The organism is Flexistipes sp. (genome assembly GCF_036172515.1).
Taxonomy (GTDB): Bacteria; Chrysiogenota; Deferribacteres; order Deferribacterales; family Flexistipitaceae; genus Flexistipes.
Genome location: NZ_JAXKVW010000009.1, coordinates 78,468 through 97,837, shown reverse-complemented (window position 1 = coordinate 97,837; position 19,370 = coordinate 78,468). Strand labels below are relative to the sequence as shown.

The 19,370-nt window shown below is 39.3% G+C and carries 18 protein-coding genes; 13 read left to right on the top strand and 5 right to left on the bottom strand.

All coding sequences use genetic code 11. From position 1 onward, the window contains the following. Nucleotides 1-115 precede the first annotated feature (115 nt). The 3 genes from UMU13_RS07655 to phoU are packed head-to-tail and all read right to left on the bottom strand — an operon-like array spanning nucleotide 116 to nucleotide 3,200. Nucleotides 116-1,837, bottom strand: a complete 1,722-nt coding sequence (locus UMU13_RS07655; RefSeq protein ID WP_328218238.1) for a sensor histidine kinase — start codon at nucleotides 1,835-1,837, stop codon at nucleotides 116-118. Nucleotides 1,838-1,840: 3 nt separating this feature from the next. Then, nucleotides 1,841-2,512, bottom strand: a complete 672-nt coding sequence (locus UMU13_RS07650; protein ID WP_328218236.1) for a response regulator — start codon at nucleotides 2,510-2,512, stop codon at nucleotides 1,841-1,843. After that, nucleotides 2,505-3,200: a phosphate signaling complex protein PhoU gene (gene phoU / locus UMU13_RS07645; RefSeq protein ID WP_013886955.1), complete on the bottom strand. Its 696-nt coding sequence runs from the start codon at nucleotides 3,198-3,200 to the stop codon at nucleotides 2,505-2,507. Before phoU ends, UMU13_RS07650 begins: the two co-directional genes overlap by 8 nt. A gap of 247 nt (nucleotides 3,201-3,447) precedes the next feature. Here phoU and UMU13_RS07640 point away from each other — a divergent pair, with 247 nt between their 5' ends. After that, a complete protein-coding gene (locus tag UMU13_RS07640; RefSeq protein WP_328218235.1) occupies nucleotides 3,448-4,407 on the top strand; it encodes a peptidylprolyl isomerase in 960 nt (319 codons plus the stop codon). Between the two features lie 145 nt (nucleotides 4,408-4,552). Here the strand turns inward: UMU13_RS07640 and rbr are convergent, their stop codons facing one another. Next, nucleotides 4,553-5,149, bottom strand: a complete 597-nt coding sequence (rbr, locus tag UMU13_RS07635) for a rubrerythrin (protein ID WP_328218234.1) — start codon at nucleotides 5,147-5,149, stop codon at nucleotides 4,553-4,555. Between the two features lie 153 nt (nucleotides 5,150-5,302). On the opposite strand from rbr, the gene wrbA reads away from it, so the two are divergent. Further along, on the top strand, nucleotides 5,303-5,917 hold the full coding sequence (gene wrbA / locus UMU13_RS07630) for an NAD(P)H:quinone oxidoreductase (RefSeq protein WP_328218233.1): 615 nt from the start codon (nucleotides 5,303-5,305) through the stop codon (nucleotides 5,915-5,917). Between the two features lie 38 nt (nucleotides 5,918-5,955). Here wrbA and UMU13_RS07625 read toward each other — a convergent pair whose 3' ends face one another. Beyond that, nucleotides 5,956-6,456: a GerMN domain-containing protein gene (locus tag UMU13_RS07625; RefSeq protein WP_328218232.1), complete on the bottom strand. Its 501-nt coding sequence runs from the start codon at nucleotides 6,454-6,456 to the stop codon at nucleotides 5,956-5,958. A 375-nt stretch (nucleotides 6,457-6,831) separates the two neighbouring features. On the opposite strand from UMU13_RS07625, the gene pheA reads away from it, so the two are divergent. The 11 genes from pheA to UMU13_RS07570 all read left to right on the top strand — a co-directional run bounded on the left by pheA (nucleotide 6,832) and on the right by UMU13_RS07570 (nucleotide 18,820). Beyond that, nucleotides 6,832-7,902 carry a prephenate dehydratase gene (gene pheA / locus UMU13_RS07620; RefSeq protein ID WP_328218231.1) on the top strand — a complete coding sequence of 357 codons (1,071 nt, stop codon included), beginning with the start codon at nucleotides 6,832-6,834 and terminating at the stop codon, nucleotides 7,900-7,902. Beyond that, complete coding sequence (hisC, locus tag UMU13_RS07615; RefSeq protein ID WP_328218230.1) at nucleotides 7,899-8,996, top strand: histidinol-phosphate transaminase; 1,098 nt, start codon at nucleotides 7,899-7,901, stop codon at nucleotides 8,994-8,996. The genes pheA and hisC overlap by 4 nt, the downstream gene beginning before the upstream one ends. 2 nt (nucleotides 8,997-8,998) lie before the next feature. Beyond that, entirely contained in the window at nucleotides 8,999-10,018 is a 1,020-nt protein-coding gene (gene aroF, locus UMU13_RS07610; protein WP_013886948.1) for a 3-deoxy-7-phosphoheptulonate synthase, read from the top strand. Then, a complete protein-coding gene (locus UMU13_RS07605; RefSeq protein ID WP_328218228.1) occupies nucleotides 10,018-10,848 on the top strand; it encodes a prephenate dehydrogenase in 831 nt (276 codons plus the stop codon). The genes aroF and UMU13_RS07605 overlap by 1 nt, the downstream gene beginning before the upstream one ends. Beyond that, nucleotides 10,835-12,124 (top strand): 3-phosphoshikimate 1-carboxyvinyltransferase, encoded by a 1,290-nt coding sequence (gene aroA, locus UMU13_RS07600; protein WP_328218226.1) that lies wholly within the window; start codon nucleotides 10,835-10,837, stop codon nucleotides 12,122-12,124. The genes UMU13_RS07605 and aroA overlap by 14 nt, the downstream gene beginning before the upstream one ends. Beyond that, nucleotides 12,121-12,804, top strand: coding sequence for a (d)CMP kinase (gene cmk, locus UMU13_RS07595; RefSeq protein ID WP_442902142.1), 684 nt, complete (start codon nucleotides 12,121-12,123; stop codon nucleotides 12,802-12,804). The genes aroA and cmk overlap by 4 nt, the downstream gene beginning before the upstream one ends. Continuing rightward, nucleotides 12,801-13,655, top strand: coding sequence for a 4-hydroxy-3-methylbut-2-enyl diphosphate reductase (ispH, locus tag UMU13_RS07590; RefSeq protein ID WP_328218223.1), 855 nt, complete (start codon nucleotides 12,801-12,803; stop codon nucleotides 13,653-13,655). Before cmk ends, ispH begins: the two co-directional genes overlap by 4 nt. Further along, nucleotides 13,633-15,357 carry a S1 RNA-binding domain-containing protein gene (locus tag UMU13_RS07585; protein ID WP_328218222.1) on the top strand — a complete coding sequence of 575 codons (1,725 nt, stop codon included), beginning with the start codon at nucleotides 13,633-13,635 and terminating at the stop codon, nucleotides 15,355-15,357. The genes ispH and UMU13_RS07585 overlap by 23 nt, the downstream gene beginning before the upstream one ends. Nucleotides 15,358-15,363: 6 nt before the next feature. After that, on the top strand, nucleotides 15,364-16,338 hold the full coding sequence (locus UMU13_RS07580) for a sodium:calcium antiporter (protein WP_328218220.1): 975 nt from the start codon (nucleotides 15,364-15,366) through the stop codon (nucleotides 16,336-16,338). 12 nt (nucleotides 16,339-16,350) lie between these two features. Then, nucleotides 16,351-17,223 (top strand): signal peptide peptidase SppA, encoded by an 873-nt coding sequence (gene sppA / locus UMU13_RS07575; RefSeq protein ID WP_328218218.1) that lies wholly within the window; start codon nucleotides 16,351-16,353, stop codon nucleotides 17,221-17,223. Nucleotides 17,224-17,296: 73 nt separating this feature from the next. Next, complete coding sequence (locus UMU13_RS07570) at nucleotides 17,297-18,820, top strand: YifB family Mg chelatase-like AAA ATPase (protein ID WP_328218217.1); 1,524 nt, start codon at nucleotides 17,297-17,299, stop codon at nucleotides 18,818-18,820. Nucleotides 18,821-19,370: the final 550 nt, after the last annotated feature.

Here is a 19,370-nt window from a genome sequence, read left to right as displayed (position 1 = left end):
AAATTAACCAATTCACAAATATACCACTCCACCAATACACCAATAGATTGCTACACTACTTCATAAAACAATAAGTTACGTATGCGGAAATATAGAAATCATAGTATTCAAACTTCTAGTTTTTACTTTCGGTACTTTTTTCCTGTATTATTATATGAAATGAGTTTCCGCCCCATTCGTTTGTTTTCAGCTTTATAACACCTTCATACAGTTCAACAATATGTTTGACTATCGAGAGCCCGAGCCCTGTTCCTGATTTTTCCTTGTTTCTGGATTTAGAACAGGTGTAAAATCTTTCAAAAATCCGCTTTTTATCTCCTTCAGCGATTTTCGGTCCCTCGTCGTCAACCGTTATATGCAGCTGACCGTTCTTTTTATGAACAGTTACCCCGATTCTTTTACCGTCACTGTATTTGATTGCATTGTCAACGAGATTGGTGATGACACTTTGCAGGTGCTCATTGAAGAAGTTCACCTTTGTACTATCAAAATGAAAAGATATATCTTTGTTTTCAACATTTGCATAAAGCATCTGCATGTTTTCTTTAAGCTCGGACAAATCCACCGGTTCTGAAATTTCAAAGTTTTCACCTAAGGATTCAAGCTTATGAAGCTCCACGATGTCGTTGATCAGTTCATTTAACCTGTTGGTGGAAGAGTAAATTGTTTGGAGGAATTTTTTTCTGGTTTGATCATCAAGATCATCATTTAGCATAAGTGTTTCCGCATAATTCATAATCATTGATATAGGGGTTTTAAGCTCATGGGATATGTTTCCGGTAAGCTCCGCTTTAAAAAGCTGGTATTTGATTCGGTCGGTCACATCATGTAATACGGTTAGCTTCTGGTCATTCATCGTATTAACATAAACTTCAAAAATACGCTCCCGGAAAGGGAACTGAGCCCTATTTACCGTATCATTTTGAAGTATTTCATCGAAAAAGTCTATTAACTCGGCATCGTTAAGAGATTCCAGCAGATTGTCATCCTTTTTCACATCTGTGTCAAAAAGTGTCTTAAAGCTTTCATTAATATGTATTACTCTATTGTTGGTGTCTGTCAGAAGTATCCCTTCATCCATAATGGAGAAAATGTGTTCAAGTTTTTCCTGTTCCGCTTTGAGTGTGTTTTGTTTATTGAGCATTACATGAAATATTTTATATATAAGAGCAGCGATTTTTGCCATTTGAGGATCTCTGAATTTCGGAAAGTGAATGTTTGTTTTCCCTTTTTCAACATTTTCTGCAATATAATTCAGTCTCTGGATGGGAAGGGATAATTTTTGGGCTAGAAGTGCCACAATAATGACAATCGTTACCAACAGGACAGTAAAAACGGCAGTCATCTGCATCGTAATGCTTTCTTCGAGCATTTTAATATAAGAGAGAGGGTAGGCAATCCGTAAAACATTGCTGTTAGTGAGCTTCCCGGCGTAATAAAAGAGTTTTTCATTAAGCGTTTTGCTGTATCGAATTACGGTTCCGCTTCCTGTCTTTAATGCTTCTTTTATTTCCGGTCTGTCAGCATGATTATCAAGCTGGTCTATTTTTTCATATGCAACCGTTGACTCTAGAATAACTTTACCGTTTTTATCTATTAGTGTGAATCTAAGGTTTGTCTTATCGCTGATTTCCGCGTATTTGCTGTAGATTAAATAATTTTTCCCGGAAACTGAGGCGAAATCATCTTTTACGATAAGCCATTTTTGTTTTGTGTCCTTGACAAGCTGCTGTTTTGTTTCGCTGATAACATTCTTTTGGATTATCGTAAATCCCACTATCACTGCAATAAATATCGGTATGCTTATAAGCAGAAAAAATCTGATAAATGTTTTCATTTGCTATTCGACCTTATAACCAATTTTTGGAATAGATTTAATTAAATCTCCCTTTTCCCCCAGTTTCTTTCTCAGTGAAGAAATATGGGAGTCCACTGTTCTTGTAAAAACATCCGATTCGTAGCCCCACACCGTGCTTAGCAGCTGGTTTCTTGTAAAAACCCTTCGGGGATGTTTAAGAAAAAGTGTTAACAGTTCAAATTCCTTATGTGTCAATGTTATTTCGGAATTGTTACAGTATACCCTGTAATTGTTTTGGTCGACCAAAATATTATTATATTCAATAACTTTTTTATCTGTCATTGCCGGTGAGCGTTTCAACATTACCCTTATTTTTGCAAGCAGTACTTTTATACTGAACGGCTTTGTCAGATAATCGTCAGCCCCGGCTTCCAGCAGACGCACAATATCGTCTTCACTGCTTTTGGCGGAAATTATAATTACGGGAATATCGTGATATTTGGGATTGGAGCGTATTAGATTGAGAAACTGTCCGCCTTTAAGGCCGGGCAGCATTATATCCAGCAGGATTATTTCAGGGATAAAATCTTCAATAATAATCAATGCGTCATTGGCGTTATCAGTATCAACAACTTCATGACCGGCTTTTTTAAGATTAAATGTAATTATTTCTCTTAGAGAATGTTCGTCCTCTATGAGCAGTATGTTACTCATTTTCCTCCTCTAAAAGTTTCTCAATATCCTTATCGTCAAAGATAGTGTGTTTTATAATTTTTCCGGTAACCATGAAGTAAACCATTTCTGCAATGTTTGTTGCATGGTCAGCAATTCTTTCGAGACTTCTGGTGATGAACATCAAAGAGATGGCTCCCTTGGTTTTTCTTATATCTTCGGCAATATATGTTATCAACTCCCTTAATATCTGTCCGTGAAGGTCGTCTATATAGTCATCTTTTTTGATAACGTTAATGGCAAGTTTGATATCCTTCTCAAAGTAAGCTGTTACAGAATTCTTAACCATTGAAGATGCAGATTCTGCCATTTTTGGAAGATCGATGTAGGGCTTTACAGGTGGGATTTTATTAAGACGAATTACTTCTTTTGAAATTTCCACACAGTGATCGCCTATCCTTTCCAAATCGACAATTATTCTGAGAGCAGTTGTTATAAAGCGAAGGTCGACAGCTTTTGGCTCATACAAAGCCAGAGCTTTAAGACAGAACTCGTCAATTTCCGTATCATAAGCATCCACGTCATCGTCTCTTTTGATAATATCTTCAGCTAGCTCGGAGTTTCTTTCAACGAGGGATGAAATTGAGTCCTCTATCATTGATGTGGAAAGCTGACTCATTTTTGCAAGCATCTTTTTAAGTTCCAAGTATTCCATATCTATCTTTCTCATAAAACACCTCTGAATTCTTATGTTTATTATTATATCAGCTAAGTGTTCAATTCACAATGCACAATAGTAGCCTTATAATGCTTTTAAGGTATTATTGTTAAAAAAATGTCAAATAAATGTCAGCAAAATATAAAAAAATGTTATTACGGTATATTTATTATGTGAAATATGAAAAAATTGTTTCTCTATTGAACTCATCAGCGATATGTGTATCATAGTTTGAAAATTAATAAAGGAGAAGGTGAGTATGAAATTTTTTAAATTATCAGGAATAGTTATGCTGATAGCTGCTTTTGCGTTAACTGCTTTTGCAAAAGATGTGAAAGATGAGAAAGTGGCGGCGGTTGTGGAAGGAAAAAAGATTTATATGAGCGAAGTGAACAATGTACTGGAAAGTGTTATGGCAAGGCAGGGAATGCATTCTTCTCAAATAGATTTGAATTCGCCCAAGATGCAGCAGGTTAAAAAGTCCATTGTTGAAAATCTGGTTAACAGAGAATTGCTGATGCTGGCTTCTCTGAAAAACAAACCTGAGGATCTGGAGAAAAAAGTTGAAGAAGAGTACAATCGCGTTAAATCCCGCTTTAAAAATGATAAAGACTTTGAAAATGCGCTGGAAAAGAACCAAATGGATTCAGCTCAACTGAAAGAACAGCTTAGAAAAAATGTCCTTCTGGATTCGTATGTTAAGAACATTGAATCCGGCATAAAAATAAGTGACAAGGAAGCCAAAAAATATTATGAAAATAATAAAGACAAGTTTAAACAGCCTGAAAAAGCCAAAGTTTCACACATCATTTTGAGAACAGGCGAAAAAGCAAAATACGAAAAGCCTGAAAAAAAGATAAACGAAATTTATAAAGAAATTAAAAACGGCAAATCTTTTGAGGAAATGGCTAAAAAATATTCGGAAGACGGCAGTGCCAAGAAAGGCGGAAACTTGGGATATATTCAGAAAGGCAGAACTGTTCCCTCATTTGAAAAAGTGGCTTTTGATACGAAAGTAGGGAATATCAGCGAGCCATTTAAAACGAAATTCGGCTATCACATTCTTAAAGTAACGGATAAGCAGGAAGCCGGACAAAAAACTTTTGATGAAATGAAGAGCAGCATTAAAGAAGTGCTGAAAAATCAAAAAATGAAAGAAAAGTTAAATGCAAAACTCAAAGAGCTCAGAAGCAAATATGATGTGAAGATAAACTTATAAGCTATAAAGAAGCCTTTATGCGTGATAACGTGATGCGTAATGCGTTATGCGTAAGACGTGAGATGTGAAATGTAAAATGTAAAAGGTTATGTTGTTAAAAGTTTAATGATACAAAAAAACCCTCCGAACGGAGGGCTTTTTTATTTTAATAGTTTTCAGCAAGCAGTTCAAAGTGTTCTATAGGATGAGCGCAGGCGGGGCAAGTTTCAGGAGCTTCATCTCCTTCATGAATATAACCGCAGTTTCTGCATTTCCACAGCGTTTTGCTGTCTTTTTTAAATACTTTTCCGTTGTCTACATTCTCAGCCAGTTTAAGATATCTTTTTTCATGAGCCACTTCAACTTCTGCAATTTTTCTGAACTGATGGGCAATTTCAGGAAATCCTTCCTCATCTGCCACTTTGGCAAATGTCGGATAAAGATCCGAATGTTCTTCATTTTCACCTGCTGCAGCAGCTTTCAGGTTTTGGTATGTGTTACCCAGTGAGGCAGGATAATCTGCAGTTATCTCAACAGGGATGGGCTCTTCCAATCCAAGATTGTCCGTAACATGCTTGTAAAACCTTTTTGCATGTTCCTTTTCATTTTCCGCTGTTTCCAGGAAGATTGCCTCAATCTGTCTGTAACCTTCTTTTTTTGCAATGCCTGCAAAATAAGTGTAACGGTTCCTTGCCTGGGATTCTCCTGCGAAGGCTTTCATCAAGTTTTCCAGAGTTTTTGTGCCTTTAAGACTCTTAGCCATTACTTCCTCCATTAAAATTATTTATGTTAAATCATACCATACATATTGTATACAATCAACAATCTTTTTTAGAATGGCTCAAATTTAAAACCTATTGCTTTAATAGGATAAAGTATTAAATTAAATGTATCTAATATTTAAGTGGAGGTTTATATGACTACTGTTTATGTTGTTTTTTACAGTTTATACGGACATGTTTACAGGATGGCAGAAGAAGTTGTAAAAGGCGTAAAAGAAGTGGAAAATGTCGATGTGAAACTTTTCCAGGTTCCGGAACTGATGAGCAAAGAGCAGATTGAGGCAGCAGGTGCAAAAGAAGCCAAAGAATCTTTTGCTCATGTCCCTGTTATTGAGCCGGATATGCTTGCTGAAGCTGACGGTATAATTTTTGGTACACCCACCAGATATGGAAATATGGCTTCTCAAATGAAAAATTTTCTCGACCAGACCGGCGGCCTTTGGATGAATGGGGCACTTGTTGGAAAGGTGGGAAGTGTCTTTGCATCAACTGCTACCCAGCATGGCGGACAGGAGACAACGTTGACCAGCTTTCATACAGTTCTTTTTCACCACGGAATGATAGTTGCGGGTGTTCCTTACTCTTGTGGAGAACTGATGAATATGGACGAAATCACAGGCGGTGCACCCTACGGGGCCACAACCCTTGCAAATACTGACGGTTCAAGGCAGCCTACGGCAAATGAGCTTGCCATTGCCCGTTTTCAGGGTAAACATGTGGCGGGAATTACAAAAAAGCTGCATTCTTAAAATCTGTATCAGCTGCGGAACCCTCTCCCGGGTTCCGCTTATCTGTTTGTGATTGAGATATTGTTATCCTTTATTTTCATATAATATTTAGTACTTATATGTTTAAAGTTGCTTGTGCCGCCTTTGACGTTAAGTTTAAATTTTTCGGTTTCCGGCCTGAAATGTTTTATTGTTTTAAAAATGCTTAAAAGCATTCTGTCTTCGTGGTAGCTGCTGCTTTCGCCTGAATTTTTATCAAAAGTAATATCTATATAGCAGATATTGTTATCGAAACTTACAGAATTGAATACCACAGATGACGGGACTTCCGTAGAATAGCCCTTAAACTGCCGGGGAGACTTCAGGTGGTTGAGAGCTTTAATAATACGGTTTTCTTCACTGCTTACGGGATTGATAAAAAGAGATTTTGGAGCCGGATTAAAAGTTTCATCGTCGATAAAGTATACCTTTTCCAGTCCGCTTATATAGAAATATGTTACAGATAAAAAAACAAGTGCTATAAAAGAGATAATAATTGTAATTTTTCCAAACCTGCTCATATTATGAAAATAGCACAAATTGCCTGTAAAAAAAAGTATTTATATGACGGTTTTAATCTGCTAAATTCATCGGCATTAAAACGTTTGCAGTAATTTTTAATTCAAGTTTCGCACTTCGTTTTGTTATTGCGAAACCCTGTGGAAACAGGGTTGTGGCAATCTCAAAACAAGAAAAGCAGAGAGATTGCTTCGTCGTTTTCACTCCCTGCCCTGTTAAGTGCCACAGGCAATCAGCGAAGCTGATATTTAACAGGGTGAACAAAGACGTGAAAAAAGTGTAAGTGCGAAACTTGAGTTTTTAAGATAAAAACATGTAAAATCATAAAGGACAAAAGAAGTTGAATATTTTTTAACTTTCTGGTATTAGGTGCACCTATGAAAAGACTAGATGAGCTAAGAAAAAATATTGATGCAATAGATGATGAAATACTGCATCTGCTGAACAAACGTGCGGAATATGTGATAGAAGTGGGTAAGATTAAGCAGAAGTCAAACAGGCCGCTTTATGTCCCGTCCCGTGAAAAGGCAATATATGACAGACTTGTTAAAAAAAATCCGGGGCCTTTTCCCCCAAATGCTTTGAGAAGCGTTTTCAGGGAAATCATCTCGGCTTCACTTTCTCTGGAAGAGGTTCAGAAAATTTCCTATCTGGGCCCTGAAGGAACATTTACGCATCTGGCAGGGATTAAACATTTCGGACTTTCTTCCAAAATGATTTCGGCAAGAAGCATCCCGGAGGTTTTTGAGGATGTGGAGAAAAAAAGAGCGGATTACGGGGTTATACCCATTGAAAATTCACTGGAAGGTGTCGTGAATCATACCCTCGATATGTTCATGGATTCAGATTTGAATATATGCGGAGAAATCTTTATAGAGGTTAATCACAATCTTATGAATAAATCCGGGGTTTTCGAAGATATCAAGCGTATTTATTCCCACCCCCACGCTATTGCCCAATGCCGCAACTGGCTTAACAATAATGTCCCCCATATTCAGGTTTTTGAGGTGGAATCCACTGCAAAGGCGGCGGAGATGGCTGCAAAAGACTCTTCCGCAGCTGCAATCGGCTCTGAAATGGCTGAAATTGTATATTCTTTAAAGGTTGTGCATAGAGGAATAGAGGATTTTGCTAACAATTTTACCCGCTTTCTGATTATCGGCGATGTCAAGCCCGAAAAAACCGGCAATGACAAAACTTCCCTTGTCTTTTCAGTTACACATGAAGCGGGCTCACTTTATTCGGCTCTGAAGGCTTTTGCCGACTCTGATATCAATATGACGAAAATCGAATCCAGACCTTCAAAACTTAAAACGTGGGAATATGTTTTTTATGTGGATATAGATGGACATATAAGTGATCCGATGATAAAGAAGGCGATTGACAGTTTTGCCTGGAATGTATCTTTCTTTAAAATTCTGGGATCTTATCCGAAGGGGGAAAAATGACGGACTTTGAGAAATTAGCAGGTGAAAACATATCAAGCTTGATTCCTTATAAACCGGGCAAGCCGCTTAAAGAACTTGAGAGGGAGCTCGGAATTTCAGAAGCCATAAAACTTGCATCAAATGAAAATATGATGGGTGTGCCTGAGAAGGCTAAGCAAGCTGTGAAAGAGCACCTTGATGAAATGAATTTTTATCCTCTTGGCGATGCTTTCTATCTTAAGAAAAAACTGGCACGAATGCTGAGTGTTTCGCCGGAGCGTCTTATTTTCGGCACAGGCTCCAACGAAATTATAGAACTGCTTATCAGGACGTTTACCAAAGAGGGCGAATCTATATTGTCCTATTTTCCCAGTTTTTCTGTGTACGGAATTATCGCCAAAGCTGCCGGTATAGAATGCAAATGGGTACCGGTAAAAGACGATTTTTATGTGGATTTTGATAAAATCAAGGAAGCTATGGATGAATCTGTGAGAATTGTTTTTCTGGCCAATCCTAATAACCCGACAGGTACTTATATCTCAGCTGAGCAGCTGGAGGATTTTATCGAATATGTGGACGAGAATACACTCATAGCTCTTGACGAAGCTTACGTGGAATACGTGGATGCACCGGATTTTCCCAATACATTTAAACTGCTTGAAAAATATCCCAATCTGATTTCGATGCGTACATTCTCCAAAGCTTACGGACTGGCGGGATTTAGAATAGGCTATGCAATCGGTCACGAAAAATGTATTGATATGCTCAACAGGGTGAGACAGCCGTTCAATGTCAATATGGTAGCCCAAATCGCTGCAGAAGCTGCTCTGGATGATAAAGATTTCCTCAGAAGCTCTATAAAAAATAACCGTGAAGGTAAAAGATACCTTTACAAAGAATTTGAGCGGCTGGGTCTGAAGTATATTGAAACACAGTCAAATTTTATTCTGGTTAATGTAGGAGATGGTGAAGAGGTTTTTAATAAACTGCTTACCGAAGGTGTTATTGTGCGTTTTCTCGGACAGGCTCTAAAGGAATATGTCCGGGTCACCATAGGAACACCGGAGCAGAATAAAATCTTTATAGATAAGCTGAGTAAGGTCCTGGAGGGATAATTATGATTATTGTATTAAAACCTGAAGCCACCGCAGAAAACAGGGATTTTGTTGTAGACAGACTTAAATCTCTGGGCTTTCAGACACATATTTCCGAAGGTGAAGAGAGAACGATTATAGGAGCGATAGGTGATGAAAGGCAGCTGAGAGACAGACCGCTGTCATCACTTCCCGGCGTGGAGAAGGTTGTACCTATCCTTAAACCTTATAAACTTGTGAGCAAGGATTTTAAGAAAACCAATTCTGAAATATCGATTAACGGTATTAAGATTGGGGGTAAACATACGACTGTTATGGCGGGACCGTGTTCCGTTGAAAACAGGGAGATGCTGTTTGAAATAGTGGATAAAATTTATGATGCCGGAGCAAGAGTGCTCAGAGGCGGCGCTTTTAAACCGAGAACTTCTCCTTACTCTTTCCAGGGACTTGGTGAGGAAGGACTGAAATATCTGAGAGAAGCTGCGGATTCAAAAGGCATGTTGGTTGTTACGGAACTTATGGATCCCCGGGATATAGATTTGATCTGTAAATATGCAGATATCATTCAGATTGGTGCGCGAAACATGCAGAATTTCAGACTTTTGAAGGAAGTCGGTAAATCAGGTCATCCGGTACTTCTTAAAAGAGGGATGTCGGCTACAATAAAAGAGTTTCTTATGGCTGCCGAATATATTGCATCTGAAGGCAATCTGGATATAATTCTGTGTGAGAGGGGTATAAGAACATTTGAAACAGAAACGAGAAATACGCTGGATCTTTCAGCAATCCCGGTAATTAAAAATGCGTCCCATTTGCCTGTTGTCGTAGACCCCAGCCACGGCACCGGGAGGAGAGATTGTATCCTGCCTATGGCACAGGCTGCAATTGCGGCGGGAGCCGACGGTCTTATTATCGAGGTACACCCCAATCCGGCTGAAGCAATGAGTGACGGAGACCAGTCGATTACTCCGGATGAATTTGCAACACTGATGAAGAGGATTAAGATAATTTCTGCCACTTTAGAGAGGCATCTGGAAGAATAATGCCTGAAAAGATAGGAATAATTGGTCTCGGCCTGATAGGCGGTTCTCTGGCGAAAGCTTTTAATAAGGCAGGTATAAAAGTTTACGGTTACGATAAATCCATTGATTCAATCTCTTCGGCAGTTGAATGTGGTATTTTTGAAGGACTTACCGATGATATGGATGAGTTTCTGAGCTTTGAGCCCGCTATTATTTACATCGCCGTGCCGGTTAATGCCGGGATAGAAGTTTTACACGAGCTTGGGAGCAAAAATGTAAAAACGTTAATAACCGATGCCTGCAGCACGAAAACTACTATCTGCTCTGAAGCACGAAAACTTGGTCTCAATTTCTGCGGCGGACATCCGATCGCGGGAAAAGAGGTTTCCGGATTTGCCAATTCTGAAGCGGAGCTTTTGAAAGGTGCACTTCATATCTTAACAGATGGTGATGAGATAACTGTGGATGTTCTTAAAAGACTGCATGAAAAAATCGGAATGAGTGTAAAAGTGATGAATGCAGAATACCATGACGAAATATTCGGTGTAGTCAGCCATTTTCCCCATCTTATCTCTTTTGCTCTGATGGAACTTATTCTTAAAAAAGATAAAAATCTCCTTGAATATACAGGCGGAGGGTTTAAGGATTTCACCCGGATTGCCGCCAGCGACCCTGTAATGTGGAGCGATATTTTCAGTGATAATAGTGAACATATAAATAATGTTATCGATGAATACATAGCTATTCTTAATGACTGGAAACAGCAGATTAATAAAAAAGAAAAATCGGTTTTGATGAAGAAAATCCGTCATGTAAGCTCGGCAAGGCAGTGTTTATATGAAAACATTTAAGAAAATTGACTCCCTGAAAGGAGAAATAACAGTTCCCCCTGATAAGTCAGTAACGCACAGGGCTTTTCTTTTATCCCTGATGGCGGAAGGTGTGAGTTATGTATCAAATCCCCTCTTATCCAGAGATACACTGAGTACAATGTCTGCTGTGGAAATGCTGGGCGGGGAAGTGACAAAAAATGAAAACGGCTTTAAGATACAATCACCCGGATTCAAGTGCTTTAAAGAACCTTCTGATATTATAGATTGCGGCAACTCGGGTACAACAGCCCGCCTGATTACAGGAGTGCTTGCTCCTCAGGGTAAGTTATTTATTTTAACGGGTGACGATTCACTCAAAAAAAGGCCTATGGACAGGGTAGTTGCACCATTAAGCCGGATGGGTGCGAAAATTTACGGCAGACAGGATAACAGGCTGCTCCCCTTAGCGGTTACTCCTGCAAGAATGTTTTCATCTGATATAAAAGCCGCCGTTAAAAGTGCTCAGGTTAAAAGTGCTGTTCTGCTTGCCGCTTCTCAGGTTGATGGAAAAAGTTCGTATACGGAAACAACACCCACACGCAACCACTCTGAAATTATGCTGCGTCAATTCGGATGTGATTTGACCGTAGATAAAAATATTATAACGGTAAACGGCGGAGGAAAACTCTTGCCCTCCGAAGTAAAGGTACCAGGGGACTTTTCATCTTCAGCTTTTTTTCTTTCAGCTGCGCTGATGTTTGAAAACAGTGAAGTTGTTATTAAAAATGTTGGTTTGAATAAAACACGCACAGGTCTGCTGGATGTACTGGAAAGCTTCGGTGTGAAATTTGATGTGGATTTGAAAAACGGCGAAGACGGGGAGCCTTTTGGTGATATAAGTATCAAATCCCAAAATGTGCAGGGCGGTAAAATTTCCGGAGATATTATAGCAAATGTTATTGATGAAATTCCGGCTATTGCTGCTTTAGGGCTTTTTGCGGATAAACCGGTGGAGATAAGGGATGCCGGTGAGTTGAGGGTTAAGGAGTCCGACAGAATCAGTGCTTTGGTCTGTAATCTAAGCTCCCTCGGTGCTAAGGTGGAAGAGTTTGATGACGGATTAAAAATTTATCCTTTAGAATCTGTCAACATGAAAGCTGAACTTAAATCTTTTGATGATCACAGGATAGCAATGGTTAATATCCTTCTGTCCAAGCGTTTTGGTAACCTCCCTATTGACGATATAGCTTGTGTTGATGTATCTTTTCCTGAATTTCTCCAAAATATTGAAAAACTAGAGGTTACTTCTTGTTGAGAATTGCCATTGACGGTCCTGCCGGCAGCGGCAAGAGCACAATCTCGAAAATACTGGCTAAAAAATTAGGGCTGATATATATTGACACTGGAGCAATGTACAGAGCCTGTGCATATATATCTCTGGAATTCCATGTGAATGGAGATGCATTGGAAGAACTTGTCAGAGATACAGAGATTGACTTCTTGCAGAATGATGATACACAGAGAGTAATCCTGCTGCTTCAGGAGTCTGAATATGATGTAACCGAAGCTGTGAGAACACCTGAGGTTTCTGCAAAAGTCAGCGAAGTGGCTGCGGACAAAAAAATAAGAGAGATTCTGACAAAAAAGCAGAAAAAACTTGCTTCAAGAAAGAATGTTATTATGGACGGCAGAGATATCGGTACCGTAGTTATACCTGATGCGGAAGTGAAAATTTTTCTTAATGCCTCCGTTGATGAGCGATCCCACAGACGCTATGCTGAGCTTAAGGAAAAATACCCGGAGATAAGCTTTGATGAAGTAAAAGATGATCTTGTGAAAAGGGATGAAACCGACACCAAAAGACAGACTGCACCCCTTCTTAAAGCTGAGGATGCTGTAGAAGTCGATACCACCGGTTTGACTGTGGATGAAGTTGTGCAGGAAATAATGAAAATCGTAAATAAAAAAAGAGAGGCCGGGGAGAGCATTCAATGAAAATTTATCTGGCCGATTATGCCGGATTTTGTTTCGGTGTGGAAAGGGCTATAAATATCGTAAAAGAGCAGTCGCATATAAAAGATAATGTCAGGACATTGGGACCTATTATTCATAATCCCCAGGTTGTCAAACAGTTTGAAGACAACGGCGTTCTGGTGGAAAGAGATGCAGAGAAACTGGACTGCTCCCACTCTGTGGTTCTGAGATCTCACGGGATTACAAAAAGCACATATGAAAAACTGAAAAAAAATAATGTCGATATAATTGATGCCACATGCCCTTTTGTGAACAAAGCTCACGAAGAGGCTGCAAAACTTTCCGGAGACGGTTATGATGTAGTAGTACTGGGAGAGGCAGACCATCCGGAAGTAAAGGGGATTGTCAGTTATATAAAAGGAAAGTATCATATTATTTCCGATGAGAAGGATATAGAAAATATTGACCTTGATTCGAAAGTCGGGCTCATTGCTCAGACTACTCAGGACAGAGAGGTTTTTAACCGGGTGAGAAAGCTTCTGGAGACCCGTGCTAAAGAGCTTAAAGTGGTAAATACAATTTGCAATGCCACAAATCTCAGACAGCATGCTGCAAAAAAGCTTGCAAAGTCAGTTGACTTAATGTTAGTTATTGGTGGCAAAAACAGTGGAAATACAACTCGGTTATTCAAAATTTGCCGGGAACTCTGTACAAACACTTATCACATTGAAACGGCAGGCGAATTGACAAAAGATATGTTTGACAATGTTGAAAATATAGGTATAACAGCCGGAGCCAGTACTCCCGATTTTTTGATAGAAGAGGTCTTAGAATATATAAATGAGGTTAATGATGCAGGAGAACAATCTTAACAACGAAAACAATGACAACATCGAAAATTCCGAAATGGACATGAGCAATTTCGAGTCTATGCTTGAAGAATCTCTTACCACACCTGCCAGAGGGAACATTGTAAGGGGAAATATTGTTCAGATAAACGGCGATGATGTTCTGGTCAATATCGGTTTTAAAACCGAAGGAATTATCGATTTGTCCGAATTTAAGCAGGACGGTGAAGCAAACATAAATGTCGGCGATGAAGTGGAAGCTATGATTGTGGCGGAATCGGGCGGAGGCGGTCATGTCAGACTGTCAAAAAAGATGCTGCAATTCCAGGAAGACTGGCAGAACCTTCTTACATCCTACGAAAAGGAGAAGCCTGTTGCTGTTAAAATTGTCAATTTTAACGATAAGGGTTTTCAGGGAAAATTTGGCGAAGTTAATGTTTTCATTTTGAATAATCATATAGATACGAGAAACAGGGTGAAAAAATCTGACTTTTATCTGAATAAAGTGTTTAACTGCAAAATATTGAAAATCGACAGACGTAATAAAACTGCCCTTGCATCCAGAAAGCTGTACCTTATTGAATCCCACCAGGAGGAAAAGGAGAAGTTTTTTAAAGATGTGCAGGAAGGGGACAAACTGAAAGGTACTGTTAAAACCATCAAAAATTACGGAGCATTTGTTAATTTAGGACCTGTGGACGGCTTCCTTCATAAAAATAATATAAGCTGGGGAGTGGTAAAGCACCCAGGCAAACTTCTGGAAGTGGACGATCCTGTTGAAGTTAAGGTGTTGAATGTAGATCATGAAAATAACAAGATTGAAGTGGGCATAAAACAGCTTTCAGACGATCCCTGGAACAGCGTCAGGGAAAAATACCCGGAAGAGAGTGTTGTTTCCGGAAATGTTGTGACAAGGAAGCGTAAAGGCTATGTGATTGAAGTGGAGCCCGGTGTGGATGCTATTATCCCCGATGAAGAGCTTTCATGGGTTAAATCAGAAAAGGTTCAGCTGAACAGCGGCGACAGAGTGGAAGGTAAGGTACTGGGATATGATGATGAGCGTAAAAAAATAAAAATATCCCCGAAACTTCTCACAGACAACCCCTGGAATACACTCAAAGACAAACATCCCGAAGGCTCTGTAGTAAAAGGAAAAGTGGTTAATATTACAGATTTTGGAGTTTTCGTGGATTTTGGCGCTATGATAGACGGGCTTGTCAGAAAGAGCGATATTTCATGGACAAAGGACATTGATGATTTGAACAGCCTCTACAGTGTGGGTGATGAAATAGAAGCTAAAATTCTTAAAATTGACCCGAAACGGGAAAGAATCAGTCTCGGCGTTAAGCAGCTGGAGAAGGATCCATGGAGAGAAGCAGATAAAATTTTACCATCCGGCAAAGTAGTTGAAGCAGAAATTTCTGAAGTTAACAAAGACGGGGTTGAGGTTAAGCTGCCCAGAGAACTGAAAGGCTTTATTCCTGTAAAAGAGCTGGATGTGGAAAAAGTCAATCCTGAAGAGAAATTTAAAGCAGGAGAGACAATCAAAGCGGTTGTACTCAGAGTTGACAAAAGAAAGAGAAATGTTCTGCTGTCAGTAAAAAAATACAAAATGGATTCGGAAAAGAGAGAAGTGAAAGAATATATGAAGCAGTTTGACGCGGAGGATTCATCATTTAATCTTGGTAATCTTATAAAAGATCAGATAAAAGATATAGACAGTTGATTTAAAATGGTATATTTCCTGCTGTTTTTTATTTCGGCAGTTCTGGTTATTGTTTCAGGGATAAAACTGTCGGAATACGGCGATGTAATTGCTTTGAAAACCAAGCTGGGGCATAGCTTTGTCGGAATTACAATGCTTGCTCTTTTCACCAGCCTCCCTGAACTTATTTCTTCAATTGGTGCAGTAACTATTGTGGATGCTCCGGATCTGGCATTCGGTAATGTTTACGGCTCCAACGTTTTTAACATTTTTGTAATTTTTATTTTAGACTTTGTTTTCAGAAAGGGATCATTTTTTAAAGATGTAAGTATGTCCAATACAATTTCAGGTATTTATGGGCTGCTTATCATGGTCGTTACGTTTACCGGATTTGTTATAGGTTTCCCCGTAATCGGCTGGATTAGCCTTTTAAGTATTTTGACAGTATTTGTTTTCTTTATTTCCCTTTACAATGCCTATAAATCTTCGGCAATAGAACTTCTTCCCGAAGAAGGGAGTGTTCCCGAGATTCCTCTTAATAAAGCGCTATATATGTTTTTGTTGAATGCTACTATTATTGTTTTTGCCGGCCTTCTTCTGAGCAAAAGTGCAGATCAGGTTGCAATTATAACAGGTCTCGGACAATCTGTGGTGGGCGCTCTACTGCTTGCACTGGTGACGAGTCTGCCCGAACTGGCTTCCTGTTATGGTGCAGTAAAAGTAGGCGCTACAAATATGGCAATCGGTAATCTGTTCGGATCAAATGTTTTTAATATGTTTATCATTCCTGTTATTGACATTTTTTACTTCAAAGGCAGTGTATTTGAATTTGTTGAGCCCGCCCATCTGTTTACCGGCTTGATTGCATGTATAATGTCATTAATAGCTTTACTGGGGATTAAACAGGATAAGTTTTCAAAATTTCGTGTGGGTCACTTATCTGTTTATTCTGTTTACATTTTAGCTGTATATATAGTATACTTGTTTGTTACTTTGAATTAAAAAGGGGAACAGGTGTCAAAAAAGAGGGTACTTTCAAAAGTATTTAGTGCTGTATTGGTTTTACTGGTAATTATTTTTTTCATTAACGCTATTGTAAGCTATACCGGTATAGACACCAAAAATCTGACAAATCCCAAAATCGTAGTTATAAAACTTGAAGGTATTATCCTTAACTCGGATAAGTTCCTTAATGCCTATAAAAAGTTTCATGATAATCCGAATGTGAAAGGTTTTTTGATCAGAATTAACTCACCAGGCGGTGCCGTTGCCCCCAGTCAGGAAATATACCGTATTTTGAGAAAAATTGACAAGCCTGTTTATGTTAGCATGAGCACACTTGCTGCCTCAGGCGGTTACTATGTTGCTGCTGCCTCTGATAAGATTTTTGCTCTTGATGGCACTTTAACAGGGAGTATCGGTGTTATAATGAAGTTCACCAACTTAAGCGGTCTTTATGAAAAAATAGGTGTGCAAATAGAAACGATAAAGAGCGGCAAATTCAAGGATATCGGAGCTTCCAACAGGAGTTTGACGGAGGCTGAGCGCAAAATTCTGCAGAATACCATTGATCAGGTGTACGAAAGTTTTATCCACGATATTTTAAAAGCCAGGAAAATCAAGGAAGAGAAGCTGAGAACGTATGCTGACGGAAGGGTAATAACGGGTAAAAAAGCTCTGGAAATAGGTTTGGTGGATGAAATAGGCGGCTTTTATGATACCGTGGAAAGTTTGAAGAAGCAGATAGGGGTGAAAGATATAGATTTGTACTATTACAATGAGAAAGAAAATGTTCTGGATAATCTCTTAAATGGAATGACGGAAATAAAAAACCTCTTTACGGCAGATAAAGGCTACAAACTCTATTATTTGAACGACAATCTTTAATAAATTAATGTATATTACTTTTTGAAAAATTCCATATAAGAGCCGTTATTGGTTTAATTTATCAGGGAAAGTTATGTTTACAAAAATCAGCAGTTCACACCTTGTGGGAATAGAATCCGTATGTGTTGATGTGGAAGTGGATATAAAAAGTATGGGTATGCCCTCTTTTACAGTGGTAGGGCTGGCTGAAGGAGCTGTACGCGAGAGCAGGGAAAGGGTGAAGTCTTCCCTTAAAAATCTCGGATTCAATCTATTTTCCAATGCCATTACGGTAAATCTGGCACCTGCCGATTTTAAAAAAGAGGGGACTCATTTTGATCTGCCTATGGCCATTGGGTTACTCAAAGCATTCGGAATAATAGATGCAAAACTTGACGATACCGTTTTTATCGGAGAATTATCTTTAGATGCCAAATTAAGAGGGGTTAACGGAGTTCTGCCGATGGTCATAGATGCAGCCGGTGCCGGCTTTAATAAGGTGATTCTGCCGGAGGAAAATGCAGAGGAAGCCAGTGTGGTAAGCGGAATGGAGGTGTTCGGATTCAGCACTTTTTCAGATGTACTGAGATTTTTGCAGGGGGAATTGGAAAAAGAACCTTTTGAAACCAATATAGATGATTATTTTGCTGAAGCCAGGAAATTCAGCCTGGATTTTGCAGATGTCAAGGGGCAGTTTTTTGCAAAAAGAGCAGCTGAAATTGCTGCGGCCGGTATGCATAATCTTCTTTTTATCGGTTCTCCCGGCAGCGGCAAAACAATGATAGCCAAAAGAATTCCTTCCATTCTGCCTGTAATGACTATTGACGAGGCGATACAAACGACAAAAATCCACTCGGTTGCCGGTTTGATAAGAGGAAAGGGAAATCTTGTGGTGGACAGACCTTTTGTTTCCCCTCACCATACCTCCAGTGATGTCTCTGTAATAGGGGGCACAAGAGAGGTCAGGCCGGGAGCTGTGAGTGTTGCCAACAATGGGATTTTGTTCCTCGATGAGATACTGGAGTTTAAGCGGAGTGTTCTGGAAGTGCTCAGGCAGCCTATGGAAGACGGGTATGTTACTGTATCCAGGGCTAACCGGTCGGTGGTCTATCCGGCAAACTTTATGCTTGTGGGCGCATGTAACCCCTGCCCCTGCGGCAACCTTGGCGATAAAGTAAAGCCGTGTACATGCACGCCTCATCAGATTCAGCGTTACCGGAGCAGACTTTCAGGTCCGCTTATGGACAGAATAGATCTGCAGGTTTCTGTAAATTCGATAGACTTTAAAGATTTGTCCGATATGAAACCGGGGGAAAGCTCCGAATCAATAAGGCGCCGGGTTGAGAAGGCTATAGATATCCAGAAAAAACGATTTCATGCAGAGGATATAAACTACAATTCACAAATGAGCGAGCGTATGTTGCGAAAATACTGTAATCTCAACGATGACGGACTTAAAATTCTCGAAAATATTAACAATAAATACGGCCTTTCCGCTAGAGCTTATTCAAAGCTTTTGAAGGTTTCCCGGACGATTGCCGATCTGGAAGGCTCAGATGAATTAAAGCCGGCACACGTTCTCGAAGCTGTCAGATACAGATTTTTAGAATACGAGTAGCTGTCTTCGTATTGTTTATTCAAGTTTCGCACTTGGTTCGGTTATTGCGAACCGAGCACTTAACGCCTTAAGTGCTTGGGAGGCAATTTCCCATACTGGATATGAGATCGCCGCGGGCTGCCGCCCTAGCGATGACGCCTGTTCGTCGTTAACACTCCCTGTCTTGTTAAATACCACAGGGTATCAGCGAAGCTGATATTTATCAGGCTGAACAAAGACTTGTGAAAAGTGTAAGTGAGAAATTTGAATCAATATTAAAAAAATCTATAAAAATAAATAATATTGTTGCAAATAATATTTGAATAATCTATAAGTTTATTATGAAGTAAATAAAATAAGACCTTTGAATAATTTGTTCTTCAATGTTTTAGGAAGTGGGACTTTAGTCCCGCAGGCCTGTGAATACTGAATTTCAAAAGAACGCTTTACCCGGCTAAAACCGCGCTTCCTGAGTTATTCAAAGGTCTTAAAATGAGAGCTTTGAATAATGTGTTTTTCCAAGTTCAAGTTTTCGGTCGAGTACTTAAAAATTGGTTGCTCGGTTATCCCC